Source organism: Bacillus sp. N3378-2at, assembly GCF_033412715.1.
Lineage (GTDB): Bacteria > Bacillota > Bacilli > Bacillales > Bacillaceae > Bacillus > Bacillus subtilis.
Map to the genome: position 1 here is coordinate 1475053 of NZ_CP117986.1, position 12423 is coordinate 1487475.

Here is a 12423-nt window from a genome sequence, read left to right on the forward strand (position 1 = left end):
GTGAGGCAGACCTTAACCTAGGTTTTCGGAACTTCTCGCTCCATTTTACGTATACCTTAATAGGAGGGATCAAACGATGAAAGAATATGAATTCGTAAGAGTTGAGCTGAGTACGATGAGAAGAAGGCCTAAAGAAGACTACCAGCAAATCATCCATGATTATGCGAAAAGAGGCTGGAGATTCGTTCAGATTTTCGCTCCCAGTATAGATGGGTATGGGGCAGCTGCTTATTTTGAAATCATATTTGAAAGGGATGCGGAAAAAGCTTAGTCGATATGACTAAGCTTTTTCGTTCCCCTATATCTGCATCTATACAATTTCTGCAAATGCGGCATCACATGATCTGGCTAAATCTTGTGGCGCCAACTTTAGCTGCATACCGATTTTCCCTGCACTGACAATAATAAAATCAAGCGCTTCTGCAGATGCATCAATATAGGTCGGGAACAATTTTTTCATGCCAATTGGCGAGCAGCCGCCGCGAAGATAGCCAGTTACCGCTAATAGCTCCTTCATTGCAATCATTTCTATTTTCTTTTCCCCTGTCACCTTTGCTGCCTTTTTTACATCTAACTCTTCTGCAACGGGTACAACAAAGACATAATAATGATTTGTTCCTGTTGCTGCAACCAACGTTTTATATACATATTTCAAAGGATAACCGATTTTTTCCGCAACAGAGATGCCATCTACCGGCTGGCCGTCTGTTTTATACCCTAATACCTCATAAGAGATGTTCTGCTGTTCTATCAGACGAACCGCATTTGTTTTTGCCATTTTTTTCGCCATTGTTTTCACCCACTATCAAAATGATGTATATCTAACTTCTTGCAGTAATAAGTAAATTCTATCATCCTAACCTGCATTTTCAAGGTTACTAGCATTGAATCAACGAAAGGACAAATTGATTTCCTTGGACGCCTATAGCCCATTATTAGTCTACATGGAACAAAACAGGAATGAACAAATAACTCCCACATACAATTTGTATGAATGGAAAATAAAGGAGTGGTTGCTTTGTATCATTACTTTTATGGCCCTGCGTTAATTCCTTACTTTTCACATACTCATAACCCTCAAAGAAGTCCAGATTTTTCAGAAAGACAGCGAAGAAGAGAAATCACATTGACTGTAGATGGCTTTGTCCCCCCATCTTCCACCGAAGATCTTGGAGACGGCTTTTATTCTTACGCATGGACGAACCAACAGGTCATCAATCCAGGTGAATACTTAGTTTGTCATCTTGAAGGAAGAGATATCAACGTGATAAATGGTGGGTTCACTCCGCGCGATACTGCTCCATTGTATGCGGTAGCAAGCTTTCCAAGACGAAGAAACCAATGGGTCATTATCATTCATAATCCTGTTCAAACCCAAAGAGCCATATCGCTTTATTTGATTGCGAAAAGGTAGCACAACATGTTATCAGAAACCCTGCATTCAGGAACAGAAAAACGGGTAGGGACACATTAACATCAGCATTTTCCTACCCGTTTTTGGTCTGGGCAAACTCTCCCCTGTCACTCTTTCAATCCCCCTCAATTTTTTCATCTTTCTCTACTGCCAAGGTACCAGAGAAAATTGTTATATGTTATCATTATTCCCTGTAAAAAGAAAAGAGGATTAGATATATGGTTCTCCTTGAAACGAATCGATTACGTTTAAAAACGATTGATATTCCCCTTCTTGACGCCGCGTCTAAACTAGATCATCAGGCTATCAAAGACTTAGGTTATGAAACAAATGGTGAATGGCCAAATTCTGATTTTTTTGAAGCGATACCTTATTTCCGCGAGATTTTAGTCAAAAACAATGGAACAAAAGGATTTGATTCATGGATTATTGTAAAGAAGGACAATTATGAAATTGTTGGGGGAACTGGATTTTTAGGTGACCCAGACGAAAATGGCATGATTGAAATCGGTTTTGCAACAAATAAAAGTCATCGCCGCAAAGGTTATTGTGTGGAAGCCGCCCAAAAACTAATAAACTGGGCATTAAGCCAAGAAACAGTAAACCGGATCACCGCTAGATGCGAACATGATAATCTAGGCTCACAAAAAACCTTGGAGAAGTTAGGGTTTATATTGAATCATAAATCAGCGGATTATAAACATTGGATATATGTTACAAAGTAGAGTCCTTAATTACAAAAGCAGGCACTGCGCCTGCTTTTGTTTGGATTATTTACCTCTGTGCTTCTTTTGGGCTTGTCAAGAAAAGTGTGTAAGTTATTCTAGATATTTCTTCACACGTTCCTTTAGGTGGTCATGAACTAATAGTTGATTCATGACCATAGCCCATTGCTGGATGCGTCCACCATCCCATTTCTTTTCTAATTCTTTTGTTCGTAAAAACAATATTTTTTAATAGGGCATTCTCATGGGGGAATGCTCCTTTTTTCGTGACTTTTCGAAAGCTAGAGTGGATACTTTCAACGGCATTTGTAGTGTACATGATTTTACGAATATTACCACCATAATCGAAAAGTTGTTCCACATGAGAAAAGTTTCGTTTCCATACGTCTACAGCTCCAGGGTACGTAGACCACTGCTTTTCAAAAGATTCAAATGCACTGTGACAAGCCTTAAGGCTTGGAGCTCCATACACTTTCTTTAAGGCAGCAGTAAAAGGCTTGTAGTCTTTACTTGGTATATACTTAATCGAATTTCGAATTAAATGAACAATACATCTCTGTACGGTCACATCAGGAAAAATCGCACGTGCTCCTTCTTCCAGACCACTAACGCCATCCATTGAGAGAAAGAAGATATCTTCTACACCACGAGATTTGATTTCATCAAAAATTTGCATCCATTTATGTTTACTTTCCGTTTCATTCAACCACAAACCTAGAATGTCCTTTTTACCTTCTATGGTATATCCTAGTATTGTGTAAACGGCATACTTCTTCGTTTCATAGTCATTACGAATGGTTGTGTAAAGACAATCGACAAACACAAAAGGGTAACAGTTACTTAAGGGACGATTTTGCCACTCTTCTAAATTAGGAAGTACAGTATCCGTAATGTCGGATACCATTTCATGAGATACAGAAAAGCCATAGATGTCTTCTATCGTGGAAGAAATGTCTCGTTGTGACATTCCTCTGGCATACATCGAAATGACCTTATCCTCTATAGAGGATACATCTCTTTTACGCTTTGGAATCAACTGCGGTTCAAATGAACCATCACGATCACGGGGGACTGCAATTTCAACTTCTCCTGCCGTTGTTTTCACGATCTTTTTGCCATATCCATTTCTTCTATTTCTTGTTTCTTTTTCTCCCTTGTCATTGGATTCATAGCCCAAATGGTGATTCATTTCACCTTTTAGCATTGACTCAAACATGGGACCAAATATGTCTTTTAATGCTTCTTGCATATCTTCTACTGATTTAGGCTGATACTGTTCGATAATCTTGTTAGCTAATTCTACGGAGTTCGGATCTCTTTTCAATTTCCCCACTGAAACCACTCCTTTAGCTTTATACTTATTATTCTATCAAATAAAAAACTGTGTGAGTAAGGAACCGTACGCATTCCTTACTTACACAGTTAATATTACACTCCCCTTCTTTTTCGCTTTTTGCTTTTTGAGCATATACCTTTGCTCTTTTACATGTTCTCGTTGTTCTTTCATTATTTGTTTTTTCTTTTGCTTTCTTGCTTCAAGCTCTAGCTTTATCGCCTCTTGAGCTTTAGAAGCTACTCCGGCGTTTTTCAACTCTTTTGAAACCTGGCGCTGCAATCTTTTTGGATTGATCTTTTTTTGACGTCTGCCTTGTAAACGAACTCCTTCCTGCTCAGCTTGGGCCAACATATTCAGGAGTTGGTTATGAACAAACTCTAATACTTCAGAATCCCTCGGCTCTTTGCCAAAAAGATGACGAAAGGCTCTTAGCTTTCCATTGTTCACAACTTCAACAACGCCTGCCCAAAACTGACCATCGTAGTAAATCGTTAATTTCATAACGATTCCCTCCTCATAAAAGATATTAAAGAATGATGGACATCCCGAGGAGGGGAAGGTTACTGACATTCTCAATCATGCATCCGGACTACCAACCGAATCGTGTTTTTTCATTCTTTACCATATACAGAAAAGAGTGTAACATTTCTTCTCCAACTATTAAACTCTTATTTTATTTAGATCATTGCTGGAGAATAGGCGTCTTCACTCGCAAATTTATTTCTCAAGACCTGCCATGTTACAGATGGGAGACGATACATTCTGCATATCCTTCGAGTTTAAATTCTCCAAGACCGTAAGGCAGCAACATATGATCTCCTTTTTTGAAAGGATAGACATACTCACCAGAGATCATACGGCCCTCCCCTTCAATCACACTGATAAGAAGGAATGGTTTTTGCTGCTTTAAGCTTGCTGATCCTGATAAGTTCCATTTCCCCACCGAAAAGTAAGCGCATTCAACCAATGTCGTTGTAAGCAAATCCTCAATTTGTTCATGGTGAACTGTATGCCGTTCTGGAATAGACGGGACCTCTATCACTTCGATGCTCTTTTTCAGATGAAGCTCGCGCAGCTTGCCTTCTGCATCTTTTCGGTCATAATCATATAATCTGTAGGTTGTGTCTGAATTCTGCTGCGTCTCCAAAGCAAGAATTCCTTTTCCAATCGCATGAACAGTACCGCTTGGCACATAGAAAAAATCCCCCGGCTTTACCTTTACACGGCGCAAGAGCTCATCCCATTCTCCACGCTCTATCATGGTAGTTAGTTCTTCCTTTGTTGTTGCATTGTGGCCATAAATAATCTCGGCATCTTTTTGGCAATCAATAATGTACCAGCATTCTGTTTTTCCAAGCTCACCGTTTTCATGTATGTTGGCATACTCATCATTCGGATGCACCTGAACAGATAAGTCCTGGTCAGCATCTAATATTTTTGTAAGCAGAGGAAAACGGTCCCCTTCAAGCTGTCCGAATAAATGTCTATGATGTTCCCATAATTCGCTGAGCGTGAACCCCTTATACATTCCGTTTTGAACAACGCTTTGACCATTTTGATGCGCGGCAAAAGCCCAGCACTCCCCTGTTCGTTGTGACGGAATGGTATAGCCAAAATCAGCTAAAGCGGTCCCGCCCCAAATTCTTTCTTTGAAAACAGGCTTGAAAAATAACGGTTCAGTCGTCATGAAAATCCCCCGCTTTATTCGATTTCTTCTAGCAGCTTGTATGCTTCTTCTGTTGTTTGCACGGAGAGCAGCCGCTCCCTATAATTGTCATCCATTAGCTTTCGAGATAGCATCTGCAGTATTTTGAGATGCTGGTTTCCCCTGCTCTCTTTCGGTACAGCAATCATAAAGATTAATTTAGCTTCTGATCCATCCAGGCTATTCCAATCAACGCCTGATCGTTTGATCCCAAAGGCAACACTCGGCTCCCTGACCGCCTCAGACTTTCCGTGCGGAATCGCGATATTCATGCCAATCGCCGTTGTTCCCTGTTGTTCACGATTCAAAATGGCTTGTTTAAACCCGCTCTCTGAAAGCAGCGCACCTCTTCGGGACAATTTCTGAATCAATTCATCTATGATGTCATCCCTCGTTTCCCCCGATAAATTTGGTTCAATTAATTCCGGGCTGATTATGTCTGTCAGTTTTTTAAATTCCGACATCTCAGCTTTTTGGCTTTGAATTGGCTGTTTTATTTCATTTGCTGCAGCAGCTTCACTTGGCGCGGAGGTCGGTGCAGTTTCACTGAGCACAGGAGACGCCGTAATATCCTTTTTTAGTACATTGACGAACAGAGCAGTGACAAGAGATCCTGCAATCACAGCAATAAAAAACATCAAGACATGATCAACTGCGCCAAGCACTGCAACGATAGGTCCGCCGTGCGCCACTCTGTCTCCCACATTGCCAATCATGGCTATCACAGAACCTGTCATTGAGCCTGCCATAATACTTGGAATAACGCGCAGAGGGTCCTGCGCCGCAAATGGAATCGCTCCTTCAGTAATGCCGAAAAGACCCATCGTAAATGCCGCTTTCCCCATTTCTCTTTGAGATGCCTCGAATTTTCTTTTTCCTAAAAACGTCGCAATGCCAAGGCCAATCGGGGGGATACAAATGGCGGCAGCAATTGGTCCCATAATTTCATAATTCCCTTCTCCAATCATTGCCGATCCAAACAGAAACGCCACCTTATTTACGGGACCGCCCATATCAAATGAGATCATCGCTCCTAAAATCAATGCCAGAAGGATCGAGCTCGACCCTTTCATCCCCGCCAGCCAAACTGTTAAAGAGGCGAAAATTTGAGCTACAGGCGCGCCTATCAAAAATACAAACGCTAAACCTACAATCAGTGATGCAAACACCGGAATAATAATAATCGGCATAATCGGCTGGATGGCTTTTGGAACTTTTAATTTTTTGATCCAAAGTGCCGCGTATCCGGCCAAAAACCCGGCAATAATCCCCCCGAGGAATCCGGCGCCGCTTGCGCTGTCATAAAAACTTCCAGTCGCCGCAATATAACCGCCGATCATCCCTGGCACAAGCCCCGGTTTATCAGCGATGCTATAGGCGATATAGCCGGCTAAAATCGGAATCATAAATGAAAATGAAGCACTGCCGATCTGTTCAATCGTTTTCCAGAAGGAATCATCCGGAATAACTAAGCCTTTAGGTGTTTTCTCCCCTCCAAGCGTTAATGCAACCGCTATCAATAATCCGCCGACAACAATGAAAGGAACCATAAATGAAACGCCGTTCATTAAATGACGGTAAATTGGATTTTGTTTCTTCTCCTGATGATTACCGGGCTCCGATTTTGTAGCGGAACGATAGACCGGTATATCCCCGTTAAGAGCTTTTTGAATCAATTCTTCCGGTTTGCGGATGCCGTCCTGTACCCCCACAGACAGCAGTTTTTTGCCTATAAACCGGTCTTTGTTTACCGAGCGGTCTGCAGCAATAATGATTGCGTCCGCTTCGCGAATTTCCTCTTCGGTTAGCTTATTTTCGACACCAATTCCCCCCTGGGTCTCAACTTTGATGCTAACGCCCAGTCTGTCAGCAGCTTTTTGCAGATTTTCCGCTGCCATATACGTATGGGCGATTCCATTCGGACAAGATGTAATCGCTAACAGTTTCATAGGAAACCTCCTTTAAAGTGTGAATAATAAGATCTTGTCTCAACTGTATACTGAAATCAGCTCATTAAAATCGCTTTTTTTTACCATAGGTTCCGGTAATAAAGGCATTTTTCCCTATAACAAAAAAAAGCAAGGAATAATCCCTGCTTTAATAATCCAAATGAGATAAAAATGTCATGACATTGGCTTCTTTCGTCAGCTTCTGGACGAAGGCCGGCTGCTCGCTAAGATATGAAAGCTCGCTAAACAGCTGCTTTGTCATGGTTTGATCCTCGTGTTTGACAGCCAGCATAAAAACGAGCGAAACTTTTTCATTTCCCCATTCAAGCGGCTCCTTTAATGTGGCAATCGCGATTGCTGATTGTTTAATAAATTTAGCGTTTGCATGAGGAATGGCAATGCCTGATCCAATATTTGTCGCCGACATTTTTTCCCTCATCACCACATGAACCGCATAGTCCTTATCAACATAGCCTTTCTCAAACAAAGCTGTCGCCAGCTGTTCGATTAACTTGTAGCGGTGCTCTGCCTCCTGCTGCAAAAAAACCAAAAAAGGAGTCGTATTGTTCAGCATCTGAAACGTTTTTTGTTTTTGGCGGTGTGATTCGCCCAGCTGACGTATAAACGCACTTAATTTCTTCTCTTCGCCAGGCTCTAAAAGCGGAGATACAACAATATGGGGAACCGTTATATTCTCCAGCGCAATGGTGGATATGACAAGATCAATATCCTCATGCTTTTTGATATAATCCTTTAAATCGGCCTTTGCAATACAGGCCATTACAGCGATTTGATGACATTTCCGTTCAATTTTTGTCCGCAGCAATTGTGACATCCCAATCCCCATGTGGCAGACGATAATCGCCTTTTTATGTGTCTCGCTGCTGCACTGCATCCGTTCGATCGCTGCCTGAAAATGCAATGTCAAATATGCTGCCTCTTCCTCAGGAATTTGAAGATCAAAAGTATGATTGATGTCTTCCAAAACATCAATGATGAGGTGGAACAAATAAGGGTACATCTTTTTGATGTCATTGAGCATAGGATTTGCTACAGAAAGATCGTAGCTCAGCCGTTGTAGCACAGTATTGAGATGAATGTTCAAACCATTGATCAAATCCTGATCCTTATGAAAATCCATCATTTTCAGCTCTGAAACACGATTGATTAAATGCCCTACAACCTTAGGAAGCACAGCATTTTCAAGGTTCTCTTCTGTCTGCAATGGATAACGAACTTTACCGCCCAATATATGTAATGTTAAGTACACGGCTTCTTCTTCAGGGAAGCGGATTGCAAAAACCGGTTCGAGCCGTTGTAAACAAGCAAATGTCCATTGATATTCTTTCTTCTTTTTTACTGCCGCCATTTCTTTTGGGGACAATGAAATCGGCTGCTTCATTTTGATGCGGCGGACCATTAACAATGTATGCAGCAGCAAACTTTCAAACGTTTCGTCTGTGAAATAGAGGGAATGCTTTTTTTGTAGTGATTTGATTTCTTTCGTCACAAAGTCTACTTCATAATGTAAAAACTTACTTTTAATAAATTGGCTGGTAAACGCTGTATTGTGGATCAAATCAGATATTCTTGCCAATGCCTTTCTTTTATTTCTTTCGTTCCCTTCAACCTTTAATCCAAGCCGCTGCCTAGAAACCAGCGTGAGATCAAAACGCTTCAGCCACTCTTCTACTGCGTATAAATCCTTTTTTATGGAAGATCGATTGACAAAATGCCGAGCAGCAATGTCTTTTGCGGAAACAGGCTTCGGATTCATTAATAAGTCATAAGCAATGTGCAGCATTCTTTCTTCATCGCTCCGCTGCCTAGAAGAAAAATGTTCAGTATGTAATTGTTGGCTTAGCCAGGTCCTTTCTTGTTCTTCTATATATAAATAAACGCCCAACCCTGGTTTTCGAATAAGCTGTGCATGAGAATGCTCATTGAGATAATCCTCGATCACTTTCAAATCATTCCGGATTGTTTTTTCAGAACACTGTACCCTATCTGCGAAATCTTGCACAACTAAATAGTCATCAGGTTCAGATAACAACAGATACAAAATCTCTTTTTGTCTTGTATTTATGTATTCCATCTGTTTTTCTATCCTTCCTGTCAGTATCTACTTGAGCAAATTGATAGTATAAGTATACTACATAAGAAACCGTTTACATTATAAAATAAAATCATAGAGACAAAAGTTTCGTTTTTTACCGAAACATCCGGAAAAATACGATTTTTATGATTTTAAGTTAACTGCTAGAAACGACCTGATTCTGTGATAGTTTCTTTTTTCGTTTTATGTCAGCTTAGTATACGAAATAAAAAACGGACACCAACCAAAGCACAGCGTTCTCTGTCCAGTGATCAGTATCCGCAGACCTTCCATCTCGGGCATTTTTTTACGCCCCGGTTCCACAGTCTACTTTGTATTTACCATCTGATGATTTTTTTGAATAGCATAAGTGAGGCGTTTGTCCAGTTTTATCTTTCCAATCTAGCCAATTCACATAATAAAGATTCCCAGATTCATTGTCACCTTCTTTATGGAGTACTGCAAAGTAGCTTTGGTAGGGATATCCTCTTTTATAAATTTCGTGTCTGATTGCTCCTTTTTCAGAAGCACCTGTAAAAACAACAGGAGATAGAACCGGTAGTGCAATCAATATAACTATAAGTGCTGCCAAAATTGAAAGTATAAATGAGGTTTTCTTTTTCATTTTTTTCTCCAAGCTTTTAAATTCTCCGCATGATATTGTTGGCGGAGTTGGACAACAATCCGCCAACAACTTTCCGATTCTTAGTTTTTGAATGTCTCGTTTGAAGATGCCTTATTAATCATTCACATTGCTTTCCATTAACCATTCTACTTCCGTTAATTCTTGTTTTTGAACGTCTATTGTGTGTTTTTTCCTGAAATGGGTTTTCACAGCTTCTTCGTTTTCCCAAATCTCCCAAAGCATTATTTTACGTTCTGATGGCTCAAGCGGATAAGCATGGAATGTAATACAACCTTCTTCTTTGTTCGTTTCTTCCTCAAGTTTTTTGAATTCCTTCATTATCTCATTAAGGTCTTTATCACTGATGATTTTTAAACATGCCGTTATGTAATGCATCGAAATTCCCCCTCCTATCATTTTATGGCTTTTCATTATAACATTTTGTTGAAAAATAAAAACAACCCCCGACATTAAGGCAGCGATTTAAGGGGTAATAGTAGAGTAATGAATGCGATTGACGGTACTATATTTGGTGTTAAAGACTTAGTCGTGGGGGTATGGGAACCGACGAAGAACTGATTCAAAGACTAGCTAAAAGCAAAATGAGTAACAAGAAGAGTTCCAGTTCATCATCATTTAAAAATAAAGCACTACAGAAAGAGCTGTTAATAGTACTCTTAATTTACAGTTAGATAGAAAAATGGTTAAATTGTGATAAGAACAAGCCTTTATACTCCTATAAAGGAAATGAAGATTTAAGAAGAGAAATAGCCAAGGGAGAAGATACAATTACTGTTTTAACAATTGCTAAAATTTATTGAAAAGGTATCTTTATATTAACTGGCTAGCCAACGAGATGATATCATGATAGACACAAACTTATCTGAACCTGTATTTCATTTTCTAGGAGGTATATTTCATCAAGATATAGAAACTCCAGAGTCAGCACTGGACGAATACTTAGAAGAGATTCCAAAAGAAGAGCAAAAAACTGATATAGTAGCATTAAAAGATTTTACAGTGATTATTTGGATGAAGACAAGAATGATTTTATAGATGAAGCTGCTGACGGAGTGGACATTCTTAGTTACGGAGTATCTCCATTAGTATGGCTCGAACAAGTTATTCAAATAATAGAAAAGAATATTGAAACCTTATAATCCATTAAACCTAGCATAAAAATAGGGCTGATTTTGAATTCACTTCTTAATCAGCAAAAAAATTTTCGTCCTCAATTCGTCCCTATGTAGACACAAAGCTAACAAATATAACTAAATAAAAAACCCTTGTTACGCAAGGGTTTAAGCTATGATTTCGACTGGTCTCAAACCAGGGGCCTCTCCCCCTGTCACAAGGTAGCGATTATATTCTAACATTAAGCTGGCTTGCACATGCCCGCTTAACCCCGAGTAACGCTGTACCACTATACACTTATGGTCTGCTGGATAAGGGAAACATCATTTCATATACCATTAGACATATTACGGATTGCTCAATTTTTATATAACTGTTGGAAACGGTTTTTCCGTCTGCGATAATTAAATAAGAGGTGAAATCAATGAATGGTATAGAGTTTTTAAAGTCCGTGTCTCAACTGGGACAAATAATTTTATTATTCTCCGGCTATGCCCTTTACTGGAGATTAGGTAAAACAAAAAAAGAACGAAAACTTACAAAATACGAAACTTTTCTTAGATTCTTTGTAATGTTCGGGATATTTGCATGGGCACTTTCGTTTCTTGCTTTGCACTTGTGGTAACAATCTTCTGTCGATATTTGACTTATTATGTCTAATTTGTTTAATTCTAAATAAAACTCCCTTTTTCTTGAAAAAATGTATGTTACTATTGAATTGCTTTACCATTTCAAAAAAGGGGGAGTTCACACATGTTGAAAAGATTGTTTTTTCTGGCGTCGATTTTCTTTCTTGCTATTGCCACAATTGCACCAGCAGCTTCAGCAACACAATTGAATCCGGAGGACGGTTTAGATGGCTTAACTGAAGAACAAATTGAAAAATCTGTTGCAGAAGTTGAGTACATCTTTACTAAAATTTTAGTTTTTGACAAAGAGACGGGATATACAGTCAATGAGGACGAGCTTGAAAAAGCTCCTTATCCTCCAGCTCAAAAAGAGGGCATGATTGCTTTCGCTAATTATATGAATAAGGAATATAATTATACCGATGTCAAAATCAATAGTGTTCAAGGATGTTTAGAAGATGCACTTAACTTAAGTAAAGGTGCTTTAAATCAAGTTCAAAAAGCCATTCAAAACGGAGATTGGTTGACTGTTGTAGGATTTCTAGGAACTATAGGTTTAGCAGTTTCCCCACCAGCAGTATTTGCATTCTTCCTACTCTGTGGTGCTCCAGTGGCAAAGATTGCTCCACAAGAAAATTGATAAATGAATTTTAAACCCCTTCTACAACAGAAGGGGTTTAATTTTTTATAATTTCGCTTCAAGTTTCGCTTTAGTCTTAGGTCCATAAATACCGTTAGCTTTTAACCATTCATCAGTTGGAACCGTTTAACCGCGTTTGCGATTTTTGATCCGTAGAATATGAGATTCAAT

12 protein-coding genes and 3 pseudogenes are annotated in these 12423 nt (G+C 39.5%); 6 read left to right on the plus strand and 9 right to left on the minus strand.

All coding sequences use genetic code 11. From position 1 onward, the window contains the following. Nucleotides 1-76 precede the first annotated feature (76 nt). The gene (locus tag PUN35_RS08090; protein ID WP_003232825.1) at nt 77-271 is read left to right on the plus strand and encodes a DUF4177 domain-containing protein; all 195 of its coding nucleotides are present in this window, start codon (nt 77-79) and stop codon (nt 269-271) included. A gap of 39 nt (nt 272-310) precedes the next feature. Here PUN35_RS08090 and ybaK read toward each other — a convergent pair whose 3' ends face one another. Further along, nucleotides 311-790, minus strand: coding sequence for a Cys-tRNA(Pro) deacylase (ybaK, locus tag PUN35_RS08095; RefSeq protein WP_014479511.1), 480 nt, complete (start codon nt 788-790; stop codon nt 311-313). Nucleotides 791-1018: 228 nt separating this feature from the next. Between ybaK and PUN35_RS08100 the strand changes: the two genes are divergently transcribed. Together PUN35_RS08100 and PUN35_RS08105 are read left to right on the plus strand one after the other, a co-directional pair. Then, the gene (locus PUN35_RS08100) at nt 1019-1414 is read left to right on the plus strand and encodes a hypothetical protein (protein WP_009967031.1); all 396 of its coding nucleotides are present in this window, start codon (nt 1019-1021) and stop codon (nt 1412-1414) included. Between the two features lie 218 nt (nt 1415-1632). Continuing rightward, nucleotides 1633-2139, plus strand: coding sequence for a GNAT family N-acetyltransferase (locus PUN35_RS08105; protein ID WP_014479509.1), 507 nt, complete (start codon nt 1633-1635; stop codon nt 2137-2139). Nucleotides 2140-2232: 93 nt separating this feature from the next. Here the strand turns inward: PUN35_RS08105 and PUN35_RS08110 are convergent. The 7 genes and pseudogenes from PUN35_RS08110 to PUN35_RS08140 all read right to left on the minus strand — a co-directional run bounded on the left by PUN35_RS08110 (nt 2233) and on the right by PUN35_RS08140 (nt 10281). Further along, nucleotides 2233-3481: pseudogene (locus tag PUN35_RS08110) on the minus strand (IS256-like element ISBsu2 family transposase). A gap of 72 nt (nt 3482-3553) precedes the next feature. After that, nucleotides 3554-4045, minus strand: coding sequence for a YjdF family protein (locus PUN35_RS08115; protein ID WP_072592525.1), 492 nt, complete (start codon nt 4043-4045; stop codon nt 3554-3556). A 169-nt stretch (nt 4046-4214) separates the two neighbouring features. Next, nucleotides 4215-5162 carry a mannose-6-phosphate isomerase, class I gene (gene manA / locus PUN35_RS08120; protein WP_014479507.1) on the minus strand — a complete coding sequence of 316 codons (948 nt, stop codon included), beginning with the start codon at nt 5160-5162 and terminating at the stop codon, nt 4215-4217. Nucleotides 5163-5176: 14 nt separating this feature from the next. Continuing rightward, entirely contained in the window at nt 5177-7129 is a 1953-nt protein-coding gene (gene manP, locus PUN35_RS08125; RefSeq protein ID WP_014479506.1) for a PTS mannose transporter subunit IIABC, read from the minus strand. A 148-nt stretch (nt 7130-7277) separates the two neighbouring features. Then, entirely contained in the window at nt 7278-9224 is a 1947-nt protein-coding gene (gene manR / locus PUN35_RS08130; RefSeq protein ID WP_014479505.1) for a mannose transport/utilization transcriptional regulator ManR, read from the minus strand. Nucleotides 9225-9531: 307 nt separating this feature from the next. After that, nucleotides 9532-9849, minus strand: coding sequence for a hypothetical protein (locus tag PUN35_RS08135; RefSeq protein ID WP_033881593.1), 318 nt, complete (start codon nt 9847-9849; stop codon nt 9532-9534). 114 nt (nt 9850-9963) lie between these two features. Continuing rightward, entirely contained in the window at nt 9964-10281 is a 318-nt protein-coding gene (locus PUN35_RS08140) for a putative quinol monooxygenase (RefSeq protein WP_031600388.1), read from the minus strand. A gap of 432 nt (nt 10282-10713) precedes the next feature. Between PUN35_RS08140 and PUN35_RS08145 the strand changes: the two are divergent. The 3 genes and pseudogenes from PUN35_RS08145 (at nt 10714) to PUN35_RS08155 (ending at nt 12252) form a co-directional block, all read left to right on the plus strand. Beyond that, nucleotides 10714-11009 (plus strand): annotated as a pseudogene (locus PUN35_RS08145) (contact-dependent growth inhibition system immunity protein). Nucleotides 11010-11407: 398 nt separating this feature from the next. Further along, the gene (locus tag PUN35_RS08150; protein ID WP_033881592.1) at nt 11408-11608 is read left to right on the plus strand and encodes a hypothetical protein; all 201 of its coding nucleotides are present in this window, start codon (nt 11408-11410) and stop codon (nt 11606-11608) included. A 128-nt stretch (nt 11609-11736) separates the two neighbouring features. Next, nucleotides 11737-12252 carry a hypothetical protein gene (locus PUN35_RS08155; RefSeq protein WP_014476481.1) on the plus strand — a complete coding sequence of 172 codons (516 nt, stop codon included), beginning with the start codon at nt 11737-11739 and terminating at the stop codon, nt 12250-12252. Between the two features lie 45 nt (nt 12253-12297). Here PUN35_RS08155 and PUN35_RS08160 read toward each other — a convergent pair. Further along, nucleotides 12298-12407: pseudogene (locus tag PUN35_RS08160) on the minus strand (peptidoglycan-binding domain-containing protein); the annotation flags it as partial. Between the last annotated feature and the right edge of the window lie 16 nt (nt 12408-12423).